The organism is Lipingzhangella halophila (assembly GCF_014203805.1).
Lineage (GTDB): Bacteria > Actinomycetota > Actinomycetes > Streptosporangiales > Streptosporangiaceae > Lipingzhangella > Lipingzhangella halophila.
Map to the genome: position 1 here is coordinate 693,500 of NZ_JACHJT010000001.1, position 21,171 is coordinate 714,670.

Consider the following 21,171-nt stretch of genomic DNA (forward strand, 5'->3'; position numbering starts at 1 on the left):
GATCGTGCCCCCTCCCGATCCAACGCGGCCGCGTGGTCCGATCTCCGAGGCGCCTCTCCCCCGGGCGCGGAGAGGACCAGGCCGGGAACCGCCTCCTCATACTGGCGCCCTAACGCCCCCCAGGGCACCGCTGAAATGGGTGAAGGCGGTTCCCGGCGCATTGCCACCGCGCAGTTTTTCGCAATTTCCGCCCCAGGGCTGTCCCTATGACAATAGGCTCGCCTCATGGCGCGGAGCGCGGGACGGAATCAGCGCAGTGGGCAGGGCCGCCGACTGCTCCGGAGCGGCCTCCCTGTGGCGGTTCGTCGGGACCGGTCCGCCGGGGTCCGTGCCGGTGCCGAGAACGGCGGCGACCCAGCCGACTTCTCTGGACGCTGACGCTCTTTCCACTCCCCCCGAAGAGTGTCGGCCCCTTGGGCGCCGGTGTAGCCACACCGGCGCCCAAGGACTTCCACGCTCGGGCGTTTTACCGGTTTCCGGTGGCCGTCCCGAAGATGGGTGGCCGGATTCGGTTACCCGTATTCCGGGTCGCTAGACGCAGGAGGGCCGGACGCTGGCGGCATTCTGGCGCAGTCGTGAGGCGGGCGGTTCACCAATGCCGCTGCTGTGTGGCCGGTGCTCGTTGTAGTGGAGGTTCCGGACCGCGATCGCGGCTGGTCGGACGCCTTCACTCAGCCGTCGTCCTCCTTGCCGGAGTGGTGGGGTGTTGGCGTGAGTCGCACCGGTCACCTCGGGTCGCCTTCCCGCGGGTCCGGCGTCGGATCGGCCGCGAGCATCTGGCTCGTGGCCCGGGTGAGGTGCTGGGCTGTGCCGGGGTTCAGTGTCCTCAGGCCGAGCGGCACCGGCCGGCCCCGGTCCACCGCCGTCAGTGGCGCGGCTGGAGGCGAGTCGATGAAGTCATGAACCGGTGCGATCGATCGCTCCACGGGCCGGGCCGCGACGGCGGCGAGGCCTTTGATGAGGGAACGCGTTAGCAGGTTGACCTGATCCAGCGCGGAGCCACCGCTTCGGGTGAACCCGGGGTGGTAGAGAACATAGGGAACCTGAGCGCCGTGTTGTTCCGCCACAGCGACCCCGAGCAGATCGTTGGCCCGCCCGGCCTGGAGCTGCGCCGTGACCATGCGGTAGCGGCGGCGCAGCTGAAGGTCATCCCAATGGATCTTTCCTGCGGTCAGTCCGACTCCCGCGACATTGACGACCACTGGGGTGGGGCTCCGGGCCAGAGCAGCCATGAACCCGTAGCTCAGGATGTACCGGCTGAGGTAGTACAGGGCGAAAGTCGACTCGATGCCGTCGGGTGTTTCCACCCGCGTCGGTGACTGGCGGTTCGCAGCCAGCACCAGCGCATCGATGACTCCGTATCGAGCGGTTACGTGTTCGATCACCGCCTGATTACTCCCGACCGTGCTCAGGTCAGCCGCCACGAACTCGACTCGGTCATCCAGGCCCAACGCCGCGGCATCGCCGATCAGCAGATCCCCTTTCGCCTGACTGCTTCCGACGGCGACGACACGGTCACCTCGATCCGCCCGCTCAAGCGCGAGGGCGCGTCCCATGCCGTCGCTACCACCGGTGATCACAACCGTCCGGGCGGTCCTGTCGGCGTCCGCATTGGTGGAGTGCCGGTTGACCATTGAAGCTCCTTAGTTACTGTTGGTAAGTACCCCCATCATCAGTAACTGGACTGCGTTTCGGAAGAAGGCAGTTTGATGTCAGCAACGAACACTGGTGTTCCCGCCCCGCTGGACACAACGTTGCCGAGCCCGGTGCCGAGCGAGGAGCACGAGCACTGCCCCGTGACCGACATCCTGCGGCGTATTGGCGACAAGTGGACCGTGTTGGTGATCGTGTTGCTCGGGCAGCGACCGCATCGGTTCAACGAGCTGCATCAGGGCATCGAAGCGATCAGCCAGCGGATGCTGACGCGCACCCTGCGTGGACTACAAGAAGACGGACTCGTGCACCGAGAGGTGTTCGCGACGGTGCCGCCCAGCGTGGAGTACAGCCTCACGCCGCTGGGCAACACCCTCCTGACCCCTCTGTCCGCACTCGCCACCTGGGCCATCGAGAATCAGCCGGCTATCGCCGCGAGCAGACACGCCAACAGCCTCCCGGGACAGAACAGCTAGCTGGGCCTGACCCGGTGCATGACAAGTTTGGCGCAGGTGACCGTGAGCCCGGCGGCGTCGTGGCCGAACGTGAAGTCCAGGTGCAGCGTGTCGGGGTCGTTCTGGGACCGGATATCGCTCACCTCGGCGCCCGGCCTGGGAGCGGGATCCTCGTCGAAGAAGCTGAAGTCCGTGACTCCTTCCAGGACGAGGTTGTAGTCGACGGTGCCACCGGCGGCCTTGGTGCGCAGCGTGATGGTGACGTGGTGCGCGGCGGCGTCCACCCAGATTCCCTTTAGCGAAGCCCCTCTCAGGCCGTCAAGACCCGGCATGCGTCTGCCCCCCGCAATGTGCTGGCACCGCTGACCCACGCTGTGCCAGTGCCCCGAACTTCCCTGACGACACCGTATCGACTCGCCTCATCGCCCAGGCGGGATCGGGGCAGGTCGCGACGATGCGGGCCAGCGGGATAGGCGTGCCGCCCTTGACGTGCGGATACGTGGCGGCTACCGCGTTGGGTGGCAACGCCGAACCGGCCGGATCCGGCAGGCGTTGCCCCGCGGCCCGCTCCTACCGACCCGACCGCCGTGGCCGGTTGCGGACGTCCGTATGGGAGGTGAGCGCCCGACGCTGCGCACCGCCGCGGAGAGTGGGATTGCGGCCCGCGCGCGGCGGCCGGGACCGCTACGGTTGTTCCTCGTGACAGGACTCCAGATCGTTGTCGGCGCGGCCATCATCCGCGAGCGCGCCGTTCTCGCGGCGCAGCGCGCCGCACCCGCCTCCATGCGTGGCCGCTGGGAGTTCCCCGGGGGCAAGGTCGACCCCGGCGAGACCGACACCGACGCGCTTATCCGCGAGTGCCAGGAGGAACTGGGCGTGCTGGTCCGTCCGTTGTGGCAGATCGGGGGCGAGGGCCATTACCCGCCCCGCGCGGGCTCGCCCCCCGCCGTGCTGCGGGTGTGGACCGCCGAACTTCTCGACGGCGAGCCGGTGGCCCTGGAACACCTCACGCTCCGCTGGCTGAAGGCCGACGCGCTCAGCGGGGTCGACTGGCTGCCGGCCGACCTCCCGTTCGTCGAGGACGTGCGCGCGCACCTGCGGGGTTGACGGCAGGCGCTGGACCGCTGGCACCGTCGCCGGTAACGAGGTTCCCATGACCTGCGTCTCTCTCAGGAGTTGGTCCGCGACCACATAAACTGGAAGTAGCCGCGGGAATCGCGGCTCTTCCCACCAAGTGAGATCGAGACCTTCGCATGTCCAGCGAAACGCCTGAATCGGGCTCCGCCCGTCGGACTGACCTCCGAAATGTCGCCATCGTCGCGCACGTCGATCATGGCAAGACCACGCTCGTGGACGCCATGCTGTGGCAGTCCGGGGTGTTCCGCGTCAACCAGGACGTCGACGAGCGGGTCATGGACTCCAACGACCTGGAGCGCGAGAAGGGCATCACCATTCTCGCGAAGAACACGGCGGTGCACTACACGACGCCTGAGAGCGAAGACGTCGTCATCAACATCATCGACACCCCGGGCCACGCCGACTTCGGTGGAGAGGTGGAGCGCGGCCTGTCGATGGTGGACGGCGTGGTGCTGCTGGTCGACGCGAGTGAGGGCCCCCTGCCGCAGACCCGGTTCGTGCTCCGTAAGGCCCTCGCCGCGAAACTTCCGGTGATCCTCGCCATCAACAAGGTCGACCGGCCCGACGCCCGGATCGCCGAAGTGGTCGACGACACCTACGAACTGTTCATGGACCTCGACGCCGACGAGTCGCAGATCGACTTCCCGATCGTGTACACCTGCGCGCGCGACGGCAAGGCGTCATTGGAGCGGCCCGCCAACGGCGGTGTGCCCGACAGTGACGACCTCACCCCGTTCTTCCGGACGCTACTGGAGACCATCCCGGCACCGGAGTACACCCCGGGCGCCTCTCTGCAGGCGCACGTCACCAACCTCGACGCGTCTCCGTTCCTCGGCCGGCTCGCGCTGTGCCGGGTCCGCCAGGGCGAGATCCGCAAGGGCCAGCAGGTGGCGTGGCTCCGCGGTGACGGCAGCACGCCGCACGTGAAGATCACCGAACTGCTGATGACGGAGGCACTTGAGCGCAAGCCCGCCGAGCGCGCCGGCCCGGGGGACATCATCGCGATCGCCGGGATTCCCGACATCATGATCGGCGACACCCTCGCCGATCCGGAGGACCCGCGCCCGTTGCCGCGTATCACCGTCGACGAGCCCGCGATCTCGATGACGATCGGCACCAACACTTCGCCGCTCGTTGGCCGGGCCAAGGGTTCCAAGGTCACGGCGCGACTGGTGAAGGAACGGCTCGACCGGGAGCTCGTGGGCAACGTCAGCCTGCGCGTGCTGCCCACCGAGCGTCCGGACACCTGGGAGGTGCAGGGACGCGGCGAGCTCGCGCTGGCGATTCTGGTGGAACAGATGCGGCGCGAGGGCTACGAGCTGACGGTCGGCAAGCCGCAGGTCGTGACGCGCGAGGTGGCCGGCAAGGTGCACGAGCCCGTCGAGCGCCTCACCGTCGACGCCCCCGAGGATTACATGGGCGCCATCACCCAGTTGCTCAGCGTCCGCAAGGGGCGCATGGAGCATATGACCAACCACGGATCCGGCTGGGTGCGGATGGACTGGCTGATCCCGTCGCGCAGCCTCATCGGCTTCCGCACCGAGTTCCTCACCGAGACACGCGGCACCGGGATCGCCCACCACGTGTTCGAGGACTTCGAACCGTGGTTCGGCGATCTGCGCACCCGGCCCAGCGGGTCGATGGTGGCCGACCGCAGTGGGCAGGCCACGACGTTCTCGATGTTCAACCTCCAGGAGCGGGGCACGATGTTCGTCGAGCCGGGAACCGAGGTGTACGAGGGAATGATCGTCGGGGAGAACTCGCGCGCCGACGACATGGACGTCAACATCACCAAGGAGAAGAAGCTCACCAACGTGCGCTCCGCCACCGGCGATGAGCTGGAGCGCCTGGTGCCGCCGCGCAGGCTCTCCCTGGAGCAGGCCCTGGAGTTCTGCCGGGAGGACGAGTGCGTCGAGGTGACCCCCGAAGCGGTGCGGATCCGCAAGCTCATTCTGGACCACAAGGAGCGGGGCCGCCTCGCCGCGCAGAAGAAGCGCGGGTAACGCGTGCCCGGCCGCATTGGCGGGGAGGCCCGATGCGGCCGGCCGCGACGGCCGTGGAATCCGTGACGCACCCGGGCGCGCGACTCTAGGCTGAAGGAGTCCAACGATCGACCGGCGTGCCGCGGCCTCCGCCCGAGTCCCTGGTCGCGCCGATCGCTTCCCCGGGGTGGTGCGGGGCTGGCGCTTCCTTAACCGGTGGTCGGCGGATGGTGTACCGGGGATCACCAGGAGGGGAGGGAGCGCGGAGACGGTCTCGGCGAGTCCGGCCCAACGCTCCGCGCACGTTCGATGGCAGAGCCGCACGCCGTAGTGGTCGGAGGCGGGATCGGCGGGTTGGCCGCCGCACTCGCCCTCCACCGCAGAGGCTGGGGGCTCACCGTCTGCGAGCGGGCTCCCGTCGCCGAGCCGGACGACCTCGGGCTGGCCGTCGCACCCAACGCGCTGCGCGGCCTCGACGCGCTCGACGCCGGCGCCGATGTCCGCGCGCGTTCCGCGCGGCACGGTGTCGCGGCGATCCGGCGCAAGGACGGCCGGTGGATCGTGCGCACCGGAGCCGCCGAGGCCGAGAACCGGTTCGGCGACCCGATGCGCGTGCTCCGGCGCGCCGAGCTGCACAGTCTGCTGCTGCGGCGGCTCCCCGAGGGCGCGCTGCGCACAGCCACCACCGTCAGCAGCGTCGAGCCCGGCGATACCCGGCAGCTCGCCCGGGTGCGCACCGACTCCGGGGAGCTGAGCGCGGACCTGGTGGTGGTGGCCGACGGCGTCCGTTCGACCATCCGGCCCATGCTGTTCCTGGAGCACCCGGGGATGGCCTACACCGGGTTCACGTGCTGGCACGCCATCGTGCAGCGTCCGGACGACCACCCTGTGGAGTTCGCGGAGAGCTGGGGCCCGGGCGGTGTCGCTGGAGTGCTTCCGCTGCCCGGCAACGAGGTGTACTGCTACGCCACCGGAAACGCCCCGGCAGGTGCCGCGGCCAAGGACGAGAGGGCGGAGCTGGCGCGGCGGCTCGATGGCTGGCACGGCCCGATCCCCGATCTCTTCGCCGCGGCGCCACCGGAGACGGTGGCGCGCAGCGACGTATGGCATGTGGACACCCCGTTGCCCGCCTACCACAAGGGACGCGTGGCGGTGCTGGGCGACGCCGCCCACGCGATGGCGCCCACCATGGGGCAGGGGGTCGGGCAGGCGATCGAGGACGCGGTGGTGCTGGCGCACCACGTCGACGGCTCCCTTGCCTACGTGCCAACCGCCCTGCAGTCCTACACCGACACCCGGTTGCCGCGCACGGCGGCCCTGGTGCAGCGGTCAGCGCAGCTCGCCGAGGCGATGCAGAGCGACTCCGCGGTGCTCATCGGGTTGCGCGACACCGCCGCGACCGTCGCGGGACGGCTCGCCCCTGGCCTGCTGGCGCACTATGTCCGACCGATCGACGACTGGCACCCGCCCGGCGCGGGTTAGGTGGTCCGTCTCGTGATGCGGGGTTGTGGCTGGCGGGGAACCGCCGCAGCGGGGCGGCGAGGACGGTGGGTAGCCAGGCGTGCCGCTTGTCGGTTCGGTGGTGCGCGGTGGCGGCACCAACGAGGCGGCGAAGGCACCGGACGGGCCAGCCCGCGGTCGTCGTTTCTGGTGCCCGGTGGTGGCGCACCCCACGGGGCGGCGAGGGCAGTGGGTGGGCCAGCCCCCGAAAATCGATACGGGTGCCCGATGGTGGCCCACGCGACGAGAGTGGGTGGCCGGGCCCGCGGTAATCGGTGCGGGTGCCCGGCGGTGACGCGCCCCACAGAGCAGCGACAACGGCGCACCCTAGGGCCACTGCCTGGTTCCGCCCGGCGCGGGGTTCAGGACCTGCGCTACCCACCCCCTCGCGTCCGCTATGCCCGATTTTCGCGCCGATCTTGAGGAAATCGTTTCCCTATCGTGCGGTAAAGGAACGATTTCCTCAAGATCAGCACCCAGACCACCCACAATCCAGATATAGCGGACGCGCGGAGGCTACCGCCGCACCGAAACCGACCATGCGGACAGATTCGGCGCCGAGAACGTCCCCACAGTCACCCTCGATACGACCCAGCGCCGAGAATGACGCCACGGACACTCTCGCCGCGTCCCGCCACCGGCCGCCGCCTCGTCGGGCGCGCCACCATCGGGCACCAGAACCGACCCCCGGGGGCTGGCCCACCCGCCGCCTTCGCTGCTGCTTTCGTCGGGCGCGCCACCATCGGGCACCAGAACCGATGGGCGCGGGTTGGCCCACCATTACCTTCTAGAGCGGTCCCACCGCCCTCGTCGCCCCGCGTGCCGCCCGGGCGTGCGTGTTCCGCTGGGCCACGGGTGTTCCGGTGCAGGATGATGGCAGCATGCGAATCCGGCACGCGCTCGTCGTGGGCGGCGGGATCGGAGGGCTGGCCGCTGCCCTGGCGCTGCACCGGCAGGGATGGACGGTCACCGTCGCGGAGCGGGCCGTGTCGCTGGCACCGGTCGGCTCGGGTATCGCTCTGGCCCCGAACGCGGTCCGGGCATTGCGTGAGCTCGGTGTCGCCAACGAGGTGCGCGCCTGGTCAGCCGACATCGACGGCATGGGAGTCCGGCACCCGGACGGCCGGTGGCTGCTGCACCGGGACGCCGCGCGGCTCTGGCGGCGTTTCGGCGCCCCGTTCATCGTGATGGAGCGGGCCAACCTGGTGCACATCCTGGCGGACCGGTTGCCACCCGACTCGGTGCGCCTCGCGACGAGGGTCTACGACGTCCAGGTGGGCGACCGGGGCCGGCCCGCCCGGGTCAGCACATCGCGGGGGGAGCTGGCCGCCGATCTGGTGGTCGCCGCGGACGGGCTGCGTTCAGCGGTGCGGTCCCAGCTCTTTCCCGGCCACCAGGGGCCCGTGCACGCGGGGTTCACGGTGTGGCGGGCGGTGGTGCCCGGCCCCGAAGGGGAGGTGCACGCCGCCGAGACCTGGGGGCAGGGCGGGGTGGTCGGTGTGCTGCCCCTGGGAGACGGCGCGGTCCACTGCTACGCCAGTGGGGTGGTGCCGGCGGGGGCGCTCTTCCACGACGAGCGCGCCGAGGCCCTGCGGCGGTTCGGTGACTGGCACGCCCCGATTCCCGAGCTGCTCGCCGCTGGGACGCCCGAGACGCTGCTGCGGGACGACATCTTTCACCTGGCCCAGCCGCTGCCGGTGCTGCATCGAGGGCGGGTGGTGCTGCTGGGCGATGCCGCACACCCCATGACCCCGAGCCTGGGCCAAGGCGGGTGCCAGGCGATCGAGGACGCGGTGGTGCTGGCGTACGTGGTCCACGACGGGGCGGACGTCCCGTCCATGGTGCACGGATACACCGCCGCGCGGCTGGAGCGAACAGCGGCGATGATCCGGCGCTCGGCCCGCTCGGGCAGGCTGCTGCACCGTGAGTCGGAGGTCGTGGTGCGGGCGCGCTGGACCGCGGCCGCACTGCTGGGACGGCTGCCGTTCGACGTGGTCGCCCGCCAGCTCAGCCCGGTCGTCGACTGGGAGCCCCCCTCACTGGGGGAGGCCCGTGGCATCCGGAAGAGGTGAGCCCCGCACGCGTCAGGCGCGTGCGGGGCGGCATGGGGTTCGCCGGCGGCCCTACTGCTCGGACTCGCGCCCGGGCCGGGTGTTGGGCACCATCTGGGTGTCGGTGTCCTTACGCAGCCCGATCTTGGAGCCGAGCCACACCACCGGGTCGTACTTGCGGTCGGCCGCCTTCTCCTTGAGCGGGATGAGCGAGTTGTCGGTGATCTTGATGTGCTCCGGGCAGACCTCGGTGCAGCACTTGGTGATGTTGCAGTACCCGAGGCCGAAGTCCTCCTGGGCGACCTTCCGCCGGTCGGCGGTGTCCTCGGGGTGCATCTCCAGCTCAGCGACCCGCATCAGGTAGCGCGGTCCGGAGAAGTTCTCCTTGTTCTCCTCGTGGTCCCGGATGACGTGGCAGACGTTCTGGCACAGGAAGCACTCGATGCACTTGCGGAACTCCTGCGGGCGTTCGACGTCGGCCTGCTGCATCCGGAAGTCGCCGGGTTTGGTCTCCGGGTCCGGCGTGAAGGAGGGGATCTCCCGGGCCTTCTGGTAGTTGTACGAGACGTCGCAGACGAGGTCCCGGATGACCGGGAAGGTCTGAAGCGGGGTGACGGTGATCGTCTCGTCGGGCTCGAACGTCGACATCCGGGCCATGCAGGACAGCCGCGGCCGCCCGTTGATCTCCATCGAGCACGACCCGCACTTGCCGGCCTTGCAGTTCCAGCGCACCGCCAGATCGGGGGTCTGGGTCGCCTGCAGGCGGTGCAGAATGTCGAGGACCACCTCGCCCTCGTTCACCTCCACCGTGTACTCGGTGTGCTCGCCGTCGGCGTCCCCGCGCCAAACGTGGAACGTCCGCTCCGTGGCCATTACTTGTCCTCCTTGGCGGTCTCCTCCGCGGGCAGCTCCGCGTCGGTGAGGTACTTGGCAAGCTCTTCTCGCTCGAAAAGCTCCAGCAGGTCGGGGCGCAGAGGGTCGACGGGACGCTGGCGCAACCGGACCTTGCCGTCGCGCAGCGAGACGAGCAGGTTGACCTTGCGCCACTCCGGGGACATCTCGGGGAAGTCGTCGCGGGTGTGGCCGCCGCGGGACTCCTCGCGTTCGAGGGCGGCCCGGGCGATGCTCTCCGAGACGAGCAGCATGTTCCACAGGTCCAGCGCGAGGTGCCAGCCGGGGTTGTAGATCGTCCCGCCTTCGGACCGCACGTTGGCGACGCGTTCGCGGATCTTGGCCAGGTTCTCCAGGGCCTCCTCGATCTCGGAGCCGCGCCGGATGATGCCGACCAGGTCGTTCATCGTCTCCTGGAGCTCCTGGTGCACGGCGTAGGGGTTCTCGCCGGCCTCGCGCTGCAGCGGAGCCTGCGCCGCTGCGACCGCGGCCTGAAGGTCCTCCTCGGCGACGGTGGGGCGCTCGCTACCCAGCCCGTCGAGATAGGACGCCGCGCCTAGCCCGCTGCGGCAGCCGAACACCAGCAGGTCGGACAGCGAGTTCCCGCCTAGCCGGTTGGAGCCGTGCATGCCGCCGGCGACCTCCCCGGCGGCGAACAGGCCGGGGACCACGGCGGCACCGGTGTCGGCGTCGACCTCGACCCCGCCCATTACGTAGTGGCAGGTGGGGCCGACCTCCATGGGCTCGGCGGTGATGTCGACGTCGGCCAGCTCCCTGAACTGGTGGTGCATCGACGGAAGCCGGCGGGTGATCTCACTGGCCGGCATCCGGGTGGAGACGTCCAGGTAGACACCGCCGTGCGGAGAGCCGCGGCCCTCCTTGACCTCGGTGTTGATCGCGCGCGCCACCTCGTCGCGCGGGAGCAGTTCGGGCGGGCGGCGGTTGTTCTCCGGGTCGGTGTACCAGCCGTCGGCCTCCTCCTCGCTCTCGGCGTAGTGCGAGCGGAAGACATCGGGCACGTAGCCGAACATGAACCGCTCACCGTTGGAGTTGCGCAGCACGCCGCCGTCGCCGCGGACGGACTCGGTGACGAGGATGCCCTTCACCGAGGGCGGCCAGACCATGCCGGTGGGGTGGAACTGGACGAACTCCATGTTCAGCAGGGTGGCCCCGGCGCGCAGCGCGAGCGCGTGGCCGTCGCCGGTGTACTCCCAGGAGTTCGACGTGACCTTGAAGGACTTGCCGACACCGCCGGTCGCCAGGATGACGGCCGGCGCCTCGAACAGCACGAACTCGCCGCTCTCGCGGATGTAGGCGAAGGCACCGGCGATGCGCTCGCCGTCCTTGACCAGTTCGGTCACCGTGGTCTCGGCGAAGACCTTCAGCATGGCGTCGGGGTCGCCCAGCTCGACGGCGTCGGCCTGCTGCAGCTGCACCACGCGTTGCTGGAGCGTGCGGATCAGCTCCAGCCCGGTGCGGTCGCCGACGTGCGCGAGCCGCGGGTACTCGTGCCCACCGAAGTTCCGCTGGCTGATCTTGCCGTCGGAGGTCCGGTCGAACAGCGCGCCCCAGTACTCCAGTTCCAGGACGCGCTCACCGGCCTCCTTGGCGTGCAGTTCTGCCATGCGGGGGTCGTTGAGGAACTTGCCGCCGCGGATGGTGTCGCGGAAGTGCACCTGCCAGCGGTCCTGCTGGCTGACGTTGCCCAGCGCCGCGGCGGCACCGCCTTCGGCCATGACGGTGTGCGCCTTGCCGAACAGCGACTTGGAGATGATCGCGGTCTTCTTGCCCTGCTGACGAGCCTCGATCGCGGCGCGCAGACCGGCGCCTCCGGCGCCGATCACCACCACGTCGTATGGCAGTCGTGTTATCTCCGACATTTTCGAGATGACTTTCTGTTGCGTCGATGCCCCGGCGGGATGCTCCTCCCGCGCGAGGGCGGGGCGGCGGCCGGTCTCCCGGACGCCGGTGAGGGGCCGCTAGTTGAAGATCCGCAGGTCGGTGAGTACTCCGCTGGCGACCAACGCGACGTAGAGATCGGTTAGTGCCAGCGTGCCCAGTGTGATCCAGGCGAACAACATGTGGCGGGCGTTCAGCCACGACACCTTCGTCCACAGCCAGTAGCGGACCGGGTGGGCGGAGAAGCTCGCCAGCCGGCCGCCCATGGCGTGCCGGCAGGAGTGGCAGCCGAACGTGTACGCCGCCAGCAGGACCACGTTGCCCCACAGGACGAGGTTGCCCACGCCGATGCCGAACCCGCCCTCGGCGCCGTGGAACATCGCGAGAGTCGCGTCGTAGGCGTTGATCACGGTGATGATCGCCGCGGCGTAGAAGAAGTAGCGGTGCAGGTTCTGGCCGAGCATCAGGGGCCGGGTCTCACCGGTGTAGCTGGCGTGCGGCTCGCGGACGGCACAGGCGGTGGGCGCCTGCCAGATCGAGCGGTAGTACGCCTTCCGGTAGTAGTAGCAGGTGACGCGGAAAAGGAGCAGGAGCGGCAGGCTGATCGCCGCGTAGGGGATGAACCAGGGGAACTCCCACGGCGTCGAACCGAAGGCGGCGGATCCGGGAGCGCAGCCGGCGGAAAGGCAGGGGGAGTAGAACGGGGTGAGGTAGTGGTACTCCTCCACCCAGTAGTGGTCCTGCTGGAACACCCGCGCGGTGGCGTAGGCCACGAAAGCGGCCAGCCCCAGCGTTGTGAACAGCGGGCCGATCCACCATCGATCCTTGCGGAGCGTCCGTTCTGGAATGCGCGCGTGGGCGCGATCCGACGGGGGAAGTGTCGATGTCATGTCGCGGCGTCTCCATCCAGGGCGGCGGGCGTGCCGGCGCTGTGCGTGGTCCGGCCGCCCTCCGCCGTGTGAGCAGGCATGCGGATGCGTGTGGGAAGCCACGTTAGGCCGCTGCGATTACGAATTCACCAGGAAATTCCAGTGAAACGGATGTGAAAAACGCCACTCTCGACGAAGATGGCGCTATTATCGCGGCTTATGAGTTTTTTGTAGGTTAATAATACTTTTGCCACTGATTGTGGATTTTGGGGTTTAAGTGAAGTATGTCGCGAATGTCGCGTCTGAGAACGCGTGAGCTGGGGGTAAATCTATCGTCCGTCGTGCGGCGCGGCCGTTGCGACATTCGTGCCGTGGACCACGCGCGCGACTGGCCGCGCGGTGCGGCGTTCATTCAGCGGGATACTCGTTCGGTGCGGCGATGACCTCCAGGTCCTCGCCGAGTCCTTCCCGGGTGAGCCCGGTCAGGTGGCGCATCAGATAGTGCCGGAAGGCCCTGGCGGCCTGCGCGGGCTCGACGTCCTTGCGGTGCGCCATGGCGATGGTGCGCAGCAACCGGGGCAGCACAAGCGGGGTCCCCCGCAGGCCGGGACGGTTCTTCAGCACCATGCTCGGCACCACGGCCAGCCCCAGCCCGGCCTCCACGAAGCGCAGCACGGCATCCATCTCGCCGCCCTCGACCGCCATCCGGGGCTCGAACCCCGCGGCCCGGCACGCCTGCAGAGTGGACTCGCGCAGGTCGTATCCGGGCCGGAACATAACCAGCGGCTTGTCGCGCAACTCGGTCACGCGCATGGAGCCGCGGTCCGTCGGCGGCGGCGCGTCCATCGAACTGACCACAACGAGGCTCTCGCGCAGGACCGGCGTCGTCACGAACGCGGGGTCGCTGCTGTGCAGCGGCAGGATGATCAGCGCGAGATCGAGCTCGCCCCTGCCCAGCGCGCGGATCAGGTCACGCGATCCGCCCTCGTCGATGCGCAGCTCGACACCGGGGTAGCCGGCGTGGAACCCCGCCAGGGCATCGGCCAGCAACCCGGCGCACAGTGACGGCGTCGCCCCGAGCCGCACCCGCCCGCGCCGCATGCCCGCCAGCTCCTCGATCTCGCGCCGTGCGGTGCGCATGTCGGTGACGATGCGTTGGGCCAGGGGCAGCAGGACGTCGCCGGCCGGGGTGAGTGTGATATTTCCCCTCGCCCGGCTGAACAACGGAGCGCCCAGCTCTTCTTCGAGGTTGCGGATCTGCTTGCTGAGGCTCGGCTGGGCAACGCCGGAAACCTCTGCGGCGCGGGTGAAGTGGAGCGTTTCGGCCACCGCGAGGAAGTACACGAGCTGGTGGAACTGCATGCTTCATAGCCTACGGCTATCAAGACGAGCGCCACGATGACTTAGACGCCTGGATAAGGCGAACTTAAAGTGACAACTTGTGGCGAACATTCCCCTGACCAAGCAGCGATCAGCGGCGTTCCGGTCCTCGGTGGCCCTCAAGTCCGCGATGGCGGTCACCGGTGCGGTCCTGGTGCTGTTCCTGGTCGCGCACATGTACGGCAACCTGCTGATCTTCGGTGGCCAGCAGGCGTTCGACGACTACTCGCACCACCTCCGCGAGCTGGGCGAGCCGATGCTCCCGCACGGCGGCGCGCTCTGGATCATCCGCGTGGTCCTGCTCGCGAGTGTGCTGGTGCACGCCTATGCCGCGGTCGTGTTGTGGGCGCGCGCCGCCCGCGCCCGCCCGGCCGGGCAGCGCTACGCGGTACGCAAGAGCGCCCAGTCGCCCGTGCGCCGTTACGCGACCCAGACGATGCGGTGGGGCGGCGTCATCATCGTCCTCTTCGTCGTCTACCACCTGCTGCACCTGACCACCAATGACATCGCTCCGGGCGGAGCGTCCGCCAGCCCCTACGAGCGGGTGGTGAACGGCTTCTCGATCTGGTGGGTGGTGCTCAGTTACGTGGTCGCGGTGCTCGCGGTTGGGTACCACCTCTGGCACGGGATCTGGAGCGCGCTGGCAACTCTCGGCGCCAACCGGGCCGGCCGGGAACGGGCACTGCGCACCACCGCGGCCGCGATCGCGACGATCATCACGGTCGGGTTCCTGATCCCGCCGTTCTCCATTCTCCTCGGGCTGGTGAGCTAAATGGCCGAGCTGTACATCGAAGGCGACCCCATCCGCGACGAGAAGGCGCCCGCGGGTCCGATCCAGGAGCGCTGGGACAACCGCCGCTTCTCCGCGAAGCTGGTCAACCCGGCGAACCGGCGCAAGCTGTCGGTCATCATCGTCGGCACCGGGCTGGCCGGAGCCTCCGCCGCCGCCACGCTCGGCGAGGCCGGGTACGAGGTGAAGTCGTTCTGCTACCAGGACAGCCCGCGGCGGGCGCACAGCATCGCCGCGCAGGGCGGGATCAACGCCGCGAAGAACTACCGCAACGACGGCGACAGCGTGCACCGGCTGTTCTACGACACCGTCAAGGGCGGCGACTTCCGCTCGCGCGAGTCCAACGTGTACCGGCTGTCCCAGGTCAGCGTTGAGATCATCGACCAGTGCGTGGCGCAGGGCGTGCCGTTCGCGCGCGAGTACGGCGGGCTGCTCGACAACCGCTCCTTCGGCGGTGTCCAGGTGTCCCGCACCTTCTACGCGCGGGGCCAGACAGGCCAGCAACTGCTGATCGGCGCCTACCAGGCCCTGGAGCGGCAGGTCGCGGCCGGAACGGTGGAGATGAACACCCGGCACGAGATGCTGGAACTCATCGTCGTCGACGGCCGCGCCCGCGGGATCATCGCCCGCGACATGGTCACCGGTGAGATCGAGACGCACTTCGCCGACGCTGTGGTGCTCTCCTCCGGCGGGTACGGCAACGTCTTCTACCTCTCCACCAACGCCATGGGGTGCAACGTCACGGCGTCGTGGCGGGCGCACCGCAAGGGCGCGCTCTTCGCGAACCCGTGCTACACCCAGATCCACCCCACGTGCATCCCGGTCAGCGGCGACTACCAGTCCAAGCTCACGCTGATGAGCGAGTCGCTGCGGAACGACGGCCGGATCTGGGTCCCCAAGGAGGGCGGGGACGCGCGCGACCCGCGCGAGATCCCCGACGACGAGCGCGACTACTACTTGGAGCGCCGTTACCCCGCCTTCGGCAACCTGGTCCCGCGCGACATCGCCTCGCGCGCCGCGAAGAACGTCTGCGACGAGGGCCGCGGTGTCGGCCCCGGCGGGCTGGGCGTCTACCTGGACTTCGCCGACGCCATCAAGCGGATGGGCCGCCCGGCCGTCGAGGCGAAGTACGGCAACCTCTTCGACATGTACCAGCGCATCACCGGCGAGAACCCCTACGAGGTCCCGATGCGCATCTACCCCGCGGTGCACTACACCATGGGCGGGGTGTGGGTGGACTACGACCTGCAGAGCTCCATTCCGGGCCTGTTCGTGACCGGTGAGGCCAACTTCTCCGACCACGGCGCCAACCGGCTGGGGGCGAGCGCGCTCATGCAGGGCCTGGCCGACGGCTATTTTGTGCTTCCCAACACCATCAACGACTACCTCGCCGACGGGCCGTTCGAGAAGCTCGACGAGAACACCCCGGAGGCCAAGGAGGCGGCCGAGGCGGTGCGGGAGCGCATCGACACCCTGCTGTCCATCAACGGTGAGCGCACTGTGGACTCCTTCCACAAGGAGCTCGGCCAGCTCATGTGGGACTACTGCGGCATGGAGCGCAGCGAGGAGGGCCTGCGCAAGGCCCTCGAACGCATCCGCGAGCTGCGCACCGAGTTCTGGCGCAACGTCCGGGTCCTCGGCTCCAACGACGAGCTGAACCAGGCGCTGGAGAAGGCCGGCCGGGTGGCCGACTTCTTCGAGCTGGCCGAGCTGATGTGCATCGACGCGCTGCACCGCCGCGAGTCGTGCGGTGGGCACTTCCGCGCGGAGAGCCAGACCGAGGACGGCGAGGCACTGCGCGACGACGGGAACTTCGGCTACGTCGCCGCCTGGCAGTTCAGCGGAACGGGCCGGCCGCCGGTACTGCGCAAGGAAGACCTGACCTACGAGTACGTCGAGATGAAGCAGCGGAGTTACAAGTGAACATCACTCTGCGCGTTTGGCGTCAGCGGAGCTCCGGTGACGAGGGCCGGATGGTCACCTACCAGGTCGAGGACGTGTCTGCCGACATGTCGTTCCTGGAGATGCTCGACGTCCTCAACGAGAAGCTCACGCTGGCGGGCGAGGAGCCGGTGGCCTTCGACCATGACTGCCGCGAGGGTATCTGCGGAGCCTGCGGTGTCGTGATCGACGGTGTCGCGCACGGTCCGGAGACCACGACAACCTGCCAGTTGCACATGCGCAGCTTCAACGACGGCGACACCATCACCGTCGAACCGTGGCGCGCAAAGGCGTTCCCCGTGGTCAAGGACCTGGTCGTGGACCGGGGGGCGTTCGACCGCATCATCCAGGCCGGCGGGTACATCAGCGCGCCCACGGGGTCCGCGCCCGACGCCCACGCGATGCCGGTACCCAAGGGCGACGCCGATCGGGCGTTCGACGCGGCCACCTGCATCGGCTGCGGCGCCTGCGTCGCCGCCTGCCCGAACGCCTCCGGAATGCTGTTCACCGCGGCCAAGGTGACCCACCTGGGCGCGGTGCCGCAGGGCCAGCCCGAACGGGAGGCCCGCGTGGTGCAGATGCTGAACCAGCACGACGAGGAAGAGTTCGGCGGCTGCACCAACATTGGCGAGTGCGCCGCGGTGTGCCCCAAGGGAATCCCACTCGACACGATCTCCCAGTTGAACCGCGACCTGCTGGGATCGCTGGCTACCGGGTCGGCCGAGTAGGGACACGAGCGGCCGCCCGCGCCCGGCCGGGGAATCCCTCGGGCGCGGGCGGCTTACATTTGCTGGCCGAACACGTGGGCGCGCACCCACGCGTGCATCGCGATGGCGGCCGCGGCACCGGCGTTGATCGACCGGGTGGAGCCGAACTGGGCGATGGAGAGCACCGCCTCGCACGCCTCGCGGGCCTCCGGCGAGAGCCCTGGGCCCTCCTGGCCGAACAGCAGCACACAGGCGCGCGGCAGGGGGTAGGTCTCCAGCGGACGCGCACCGGGCAGGTTGTCGATGCCCACTACCGGCAGCTCGCGTTCGCCGGCCCAGTCGAGGAGCGCGGTGGTTTCGGGGTGGTGGTACACGTGCTGGTAGCGGTCGGTGACCATGGCGCCGCGCCGGTTCCACCTGCGGCGCCCCACGATGTGCACCGCACGCGTGCCGAACGCGTTGGCGGTGCGCACGACCGAGCCGATGTTGAAGTCGTGCTCCCAGTTCTCGATGGCCACATGGAACGGGTGGCGCCGGCTGTCGAGGTCGGCGACGATCGCCTCGTGCCGCCAGTACCGGTACTGGTCGACGACGTTGCGCCGGTCGCCCTGGGCGAGTAGTTCGGGGTCGTAGTGGTCCGCCTCCGGCCATGGGCCCTGCCACGGCCCGACGCCGATCGGCTGGCCGTTGCCGGGGTCGGCTCCGGTTGCGGGGGTGACCTGCTCACTCACGTCGTCAAGCCTAGGTCACCGGGCGCGGCTCACCGACCGATGTTCAGCCCGCCCTCGATGTCGCGGGCCTGGATGGCCGTGCCCGAGACGTCGCCGACGATCGTGTTGTGCACGTCGCCCCGGCCGCTGGTGAACTCCGGTCGCAGCGTCTCGAAGAGCCGTTCGATCTCGGGGTCCTGGGCCCGCACGGCGTCGATGTGCTCGGCCAGCGTCCGTACCACGTCGGCGTCCTCGCCGTCGTCGTCGCGGGCGGCGTCGAGCGCTTCCCGGGCCTTGGGGCGGTCGCTGAAGCGGTCGCGGAGGAGGCGGCGCAGGGCCTTCACGCCGTCGATGCCGCCCCTGGTCACGGATTCGGCGATCTTACCGGCGACGGCGGTGGCGATCGCGATCGTTACGTCGTCGACCATGGGGGCTCCCGGGTTCGCGGACGGACAGCCTCCATAGTGCCGCAGCCCCCCGCGCGGCCGCCAGTCCGAATCCGGTCATGTGGCCTGGCGGGAGCCGGGGCGCCGGGTTCTGCGCCGTCGTCCGACCAGCAGGGCGGCCGCGCGCCAGCCCAGCATGGTGGCGCCGAGGAACAGGGCGGTGACGACGACGAAGGAGAGCTGCGTGCCGCCGCCACCGAGGACGCGCAGCAGCATGCCCCCGACCACGGTGACCCCCCATACGACGATCCCCGTTGGCACGATCCAGACGGGAGCCCGCCAGGCCCGGGCGATGAGCCACCCCGCGAGCAGGGCGGCCGCGAACGGCCACGCCGTGGCGGCGAGGCCGGACAGGATGTTGCTCCCGTGGTGCTCCGCCCGCCCGACGGCGACGAAGGCCAGAACGCAAAGGAGGTCCAACGCGGCGGCCGCGGGAGTCAGGGATGGGCGCATAGTGCCAGGTTAGCGGGTGTGATCGGAGGCATCGCGTCCCGTCCACAGTGCTCCCGATAGCGCAGGCTCAGCGCCGATCTTGCGGAGTCCGTTCCTTCATCGCGCGGTCGAGTTTCGGTGTTTTCGGTGTGAGGGCGAGTGCCCTGGGATGGGGCCACGTTCGTCCGGCGCTGGCCGCTGATGGTGGCGCACGCGACGGGGCAGCGAAGGCAACGGAGGGGCCAGCCCGCGGGTGGTCGGTACGGGTGCCCGATGGTGGCGCCCCCAACAGGCGGCGGGGGCGCGAAGGGTGCCCACAATCCGGAAATAGCGGGCGTGCGGGGCCGGCCACCGCACCGAAACTGACTGTGCGGACATGTTCAGCGCCGAGAATGACGCCACGGACACTCCCGCTGCCCCCGTCCTCGCCGCCCCCCGTTGGTTGCGTCACCATCGGGCACCAGGAGCGATTACTGGGGGGATGGCCCATCCGCCGTCCTCGCTGCCCTCGCTGGAAGCGCCACCATGAGCCCACCGCCGCGATGGGCGCTACCCCGGACCATCTGCTGCCCGGTCGCACACGCGAAGTCCCCGGCAGCCCGCGTGGCAGGCGCCGGGGACGGCTTTCTGGGTGTCGGTGGCGTTAGCTTGTGACGAGGGTGAGCCCGAACTCGTCCAGGATCGGCCCGATGGGCTGGAAGAACGTGATCCCACCGATGGTGCAGTTGCCCGAGCCGCCGGAGGTGACGCCCTGGGCCTGGTTGTCGGTGAGCCAGGAGCCGCCGGAGTCACCGGGCTCCGCGCAGACGTTGGTCCGGGTGAGGTTCTGTACCTGACCCTCGGCGTACTGCACGGTCTGGCCCTTGGCCCGGATCTCGCCGCAGTGGAACCCGGTGGTGGTACCGGAGCGGCAGACTGACGCGCCCACGGGGGATTCCTGGCTTCCGGCGACGCTGATCGTGCCGCCCTCGTAGTCGTTCACGGCGGGGGTCGGGACCCAGTTGGAGTCGGCCGCGACGTGTCCCATATCGGCGCCGGGGAACTGCGAGTTGGCCACCGTGCCGGTGCCGCTGCCGTCCTGGCTGGCGACGTTGGTGCCGGCTGATCCGCAGTGGCCGGCGGTTACGAAACCGCCCTCGACGGCGAAGCCGACGGAGCAGAGACCGGTGCCAGCGATCTCGTAGGGGTTGCCGCCGACGATGTCGGCGTAGAGCCGCGGTTGCTCGCTGGTCTGCGCCACCTCGACGGCGCCGGGATCGACCCCGGCCTCGGCGACCAGGTCCTCGGCCGCCGCCTCTTGGCCCTCCAGGACCTCGACCACCACGGCGTTGGCCTCGGAGTCGGGGTACCAGCCGGCGATGCCGTCGCCGGTCTGGGAGCCCTGCGCGTCGAGGTCGGCGACGATGGCGTTGAGCTCGTCTTCGCTGTACGAGACGACCTCGGGGTTGGCCCCGGCGGAGGCGATGGTGTCGGTGGCGGCGTCGTCGGTGACCGCGACCGTGAGCTCGCCGCTGTCGCCGTCGAAGAAGCTGCCCGCCCAGGAGTCGCCCAGCTCGGATCGGAGCTCGCTGTTGATCGAGCGGGCCTCGGACTCGTGGTCGAGACGCTCTTGGGCCTCAGCGGAGGTCAGTCCCAGATCGCGCTCCATGGCACTGGCAAGCTCCTGGGCCGTCCCCTGGGCGGTGGAGGGTTCGGCGGCGGACGCGGTGCTCGACGTCACGCCGACGACTCCGGTGGCCGCCAGGCCGAACGCGAGGAGACCGCTTGCGATCGATCGGAATGAGACGGGGGGTGTTCGCAATTTCCTGCCCTTTCCTTGGGGGTGAGCAAGGGCGGGATCCGCGTTGATGAGCGGGGACTCAACGCGGGCCCCGGGACGCAGACGGCCCTTTTGGGACCGGTCTGCGGCCGGTGTCTACCAATCTTTCAGTAAACGATTCGAAACCCTAAGTCATTGCCCATTGCCGGGAACAGACCGATCTTTGGGGGTGGATAACGGCAGACGCCGCGATCGACCGGAGCGGCGTTCGCGGGGGGTGCGGCGCGGGCGATACCGCGTGGAGCGAAAGCCGAAGTGATCGGGAGTTCCGCCGATTCGACCGGATGAGCGCATACATCCGAACACGAATGCCGCAAGGGGAGTAAAGCGTCCGGATCCGGTCAGGTGGTGGGGACTCGGTCTACTTGTGCGATCCCACGAAATTATGAGTGTTATGCGAATTATGTCGGGTTTTTGGGTGATCCCGTTAGACACACATCGCGGCCACGGCGCATGGGTGTGTCGCCGTGTCGAGCGGTGGACGCCGAGAGGCGTCCCAGTGTCGATCC

Annotated in this window: 18 protein-coding genes; 8 read left to right on the forward strand and 10 right to left on the reverse strand. The window is 69.3% G+C overall.

The features are described 5' to 3' along the window. Positions 1-725: 725 nt before the first annotated feature. On the reverse strand, positions 726-1,634 hold the full coding sequence (locus F4561_RS03220; protein ID WP_184574621.1) for an SDR family NAD(P)-dependent oxidoreductase: 909 nt from the start codon (positions 1,632-1,634) through the stop codon (positions 726-728). Positions 1,635-1,709: 75 nt separating this feature from the next. On the opposite strand from F4561_RS03220, the gene F4561_RS03225 reads away from it, so the two are divergent. Beyond that, complete coding sequence (locus F4561_RS03225; RefSeq protein ID WP_184574623.1) at positions 1,710-2,129, forward strand: winged helix-turn-helix transcriptional regulator; 420 nt, start codon at positions 1,710-1,712, stop codon at positions 2,127-2,129. On the opposite strand, the gene F4561_RS03230 is transcribed toward F4561_RS03225, so the two are convergent. Beyond that, the gene (locus F4561_RS03230; protein ID WP_312885118.1) at positions 2,126-2,392 is read right to left on the reverse strand and encodes a hypothetical protein; all 267 of its coding nucleotides are present in this window, start codon (positions 2,390-2,392) and stop codon (positions 2,126-2,128) included. The genes F4561_RS03225 and F4561_RS03230 overlap by 4 nt on opposite strands. 415 nt (positions 2,393-2,807) lie before the next feature. Here F4561_RS03230 and F4561_RS03235 point away from each other — a divergent pair, with 415 nt between their 5' ends. The 4 genes from F4561_RS03235 to F4561_RS03250 all read left to right on the forward strand — a co-directional run bounded on the left by F4561_RS03235 (position 2,808) and on the right by F4561_RS03250 (position 8,799). Continuing rightward, a complete protein-coding gene (locus F4561_RS03235; RefSeq protein WP_312885119.1) occupies positions 2,808-3,215 on the forward strand; it encodes a (deoxy)nucleoside triphosphate pyrophosphohydrolase in 408 nt (135 codons plus the stop codon). A 146-nt stretch (positions 3,216-3,361) separates the two neighbouring features. Further along, positions 3,362-5,248, forward strand: coding sequence for a translational GTPase TypA (gene typA / locus F4561_RS03240; RefSeq protein WP_184574630.1), 1,887 nt, complete (start codon positions 3,362-3,364; stop codon positions 5,246-5,248). Positions 5,249-5,536: 288 nt separating this feature from the next. Further along, positions 5,537-6,709 carry an FAD-dependent monooxygenase gene (locus F4561_RS03245; RefSeq protein WP_184574632.1) on the forward strand — a complete coding sequence of 391 codons (1,173 nt, stop codon included), beginning with the start codon at positions 5,537-5,539 and terminating at the stop codon, positions 6,707-6,709. Positions 6,710-7,608: 899 nt separating this feature from the next. Beyond that, the gene (locus tag F4561_RS03250; RefSeq protein WP_184574634.1) at positions 7,609-8,799 is read left to right on the forward strand and encodes an FAD-dependent monooxygenase; all 1,191 of its coding nucleotides are present in this window, start codon (positions 7,609-7,611) and stop codon (positions 8,797-8,799) included. Positions 8,800-8,850: 51 nt separating this feature from the next. Here F4561_RS03250 and F4561_RS03255 read toward each other — a convergent pair whose 3' ends face one another. The 4 genes from F4561_RS03255 to F4561_RS03270 form a co-directional block, all read right to left on the reverse strand. Next, entirely contained in the window at positions 8,851-9,651 is an 801-nt protein-coding gene (locus F4561_RS03255; protein ID WP_184574636.1) for a succinate dehydrogenase/fumarate reductase iron-sulfur subunit, read from the reverse strand. Beyond that, positions 9,651-11,549: a fumarate reductase/succinate dehydrogenase flavoprotein subunit gene (locus F4561_RS03260; protein ID WP_184574638.1), complete on the reverse strand. Its 1,899-nt coding sequence runs from the start codon at positions 11,547-11,549 to the stop codon at positions 9,651-9,653. The genes F4561_RS03255 and F4561_RS03260 overlap by 1 nt, the downstream gene beginning before the upstream one ends. 99 nt (positions 11,550-11,648) lie before the next feature. Next, positions 11,649-12,458 (reverse strand): succinate dehydrogenase subunit SdhC, encoded by an 810-nt coding sequence (sdhC, locus tag F4561_RS03265; protein WP_184574641.1) that lies wholly within the window; start codon positions 12,456-12,458, stop codon positions 11,649-11,651. A 387-nt stretch (positions 12,459-12,845) separates the two neighbouring features. Then, complete coding sequence (locus F4561_RS03270) at positions 12,846-13,799, reverse strand: LysR family transcriptional regulator (protein WP_184574643.1); 954 nt, start codon at positions 13,797-13,799, stop codon at positions 12,846-12,848. A gap of 79 nt (positions 13,800-13,878) precedes the next feature. On the opposite strand from F4561_RS03270, the gene F4561_RS03275 reads away from it, so the two are divergent. The 3 genes from F4561_RS03275 to F4561_RS03285 are packed head-to-tail and all read left to right on the forward strand — an operon-like array spanning position 13,879 to position 17,276. Beyond that, complete coding sequence (locus F4561_RS03275) at positions 13,879-14,589, forward strand: succinate dehydrogenase cytochrome b subunit (protein WP_184574645.1); 711 nt, start codon at positions 13,879-13,881, stop codon at positions 14,587-14,589. Beyond that, positions 14,590-16,530: a fumarate reductase/succinate dehydrogenase flavoprotein subunit gene (locus tag F4561_RS03280; protein WP_184574647.1), complete on the forward strand. Its 1,941-nt coding sequence runs from the start codon at positions 14,590-14,592 to the stop codon at positions 16,528-16,530. Then, entirely contained in the window at positions 16,527-17,276 is a 750-nt protein-coding gene (locus F4561_RS03285; RefSeq protein WP_184574649.1) for a succinate dehydrogenase/fumarate reductase iron-sulfur subunit, read from the forward strand. The genes F4561_RS03280 and F4561_RS03285 overlap by 4 nt, the downstream gene beginning before the upstream one ends. Before the next feature lie 53 nt (positions 17,277-17,329). Here F4561_RS03285 and F4561_RS03290 read toward each other — a convergent pair whose 3' ends face one another. From F4561_RS03290 to F4561_RS03305, 4 genes are all read right to left on the reverse strand, one after another. Then, on the reverse strand, positions 17,330-17,986 hold the full coding sequence (locus F4561_RS03290; protein ID WP_184574651.1) for a TrmH family RNA methyltransferase: 657 nt from the start codon (positions 17,984-17,986) through the stop codon (positions 17,330-17,332). Positions 17,987-18,015: 29 nt separating this feature from the next. Beyond that, a complete protein-coding gene (locus F4561_RS03295; protein ID WP_184574653.1) occupies positions 18,016-18,393 on the reverse strand; it encodes a hypothetical protein in 378 nt (125 codons plus the stop codon). A 75-nt stretch (positions 18,394-18,468) separates the two neighbouring features. Next, positions 18,469-18,864 carry a DUF3054 domain-containing protein gene (locus tag F4561_RS03300; protein WP_184574655.1) on the reverse strand — a complete coding sequence of 132 codons (396 nt, stop codon included), beginning with the start codon at positions 18,862-18,864 and terminating at the stop codon, positions 18,469-18,471. A gap of 622 nt (positions 18,865-19,486) precedes the next feature. Continuing rightward, positions 19,487-20,563, reverse strand: coding sequence for a S1 family peptidase (locus F4561_RS03305; protein ID WP_312885120.1), 1,077 nt, complete (start codon positions 20,561-20,563; stop codon positions 19,487-19,489). Positions 20,564-21,171: the final 608 nt, after the last annotated feature.

What these genes read in the sequence shown, in the direction of transcription:
- F4561_RS03220 (WP_184574621.1), bottom strand. Translation starts at nt 1,634, where the DNA reads ATGGTCAACCGGCACTCCACCAATGCGGACGCCGACAGGACCGCCCGG.
- F4561_RS03225 (WP_184574623.1), top strand. Translation starts at nt 1,710, where the DNA reads ATGTCAGCAACGAACACTGGTGTTCCCGCCCCGCTGGACACAACGTTG.
- typA (WP_184574630.1), top strand. Translation starts at nt 3,362, where the DNA reads ATGTCCAGCGAAACGCCTGAATCGGGCTCCGCCCGTCGGACTGACCTC.
- F4561_RS03245 (WP_184574632.1), top strand. Translation starts at nt 5,537, where the DNA reads ATGGCAGAGCCGCACGCCGTAGTGGTCGGAGGCGGGATCGGCGGGTTG.
- F4561_RS03250 (WP_184574634.1), top strand. Translation starts at nt 7,609, where the DNA reads ATGCGAATCCGGCACGCGCTCGTCGTGGGCGGCGGGATCGGAGGGCTG.
- F4561_RS03255 (WP_184574636.1), bottom strand. Translation starts at nt 9,651, where the DNA reads ATGGCCACGGAGCGGACGTTCCACGTTTGGCGCGGGGACGCCGACGGC.
- F4561_RS03260 (WP_184574638.1), bottom strand. Translation starts at nt 11,549, where the DNA reads ATGTCGGAGATAACACGACTGCCATACGACGTGGTGGTGATCGGCGCC.
- sdhC (WP_184574641.1), bottom strand. Translation starts at nt 12,458, where the DNA reads ATGACATCGACACTTCCCCCGTCGGATCGCGCCCACGCGCGCATTCCA.
- F4561_RS03270 (WP_184574643.1), bottom strand. Translation starts at nt 13,799, where the DNA reads ATGCAGTTCCACCAGCTCGTGTACTTCCTCGCGGTGGCCGAAACGCTC.
- F4561_RS03280 (WP_184574647.1), top strand. Translation starts at nt 14,590, where the DNA reads ATGGCCGAGCTGTACATCGAAGGCGACCCCATCCGCGACGAGAAGGCG.
- F4561_RS03295 (WP_184574653.1), bottom strand. Translation starts at nt 18,393, where the DNA reads ATGGTCGACGACGTAACGATCGCGATCGCCACCGCCGTCGCCGGTAAG.
- F4561_RS03300 (WP_184574655.1), bottom strand. Translation starts at nt 18,864, where the DNA reads ATGCGCCCATCCCTGACTCCCGCGGCCGCCGCGTTGGACCTCCTTTGC.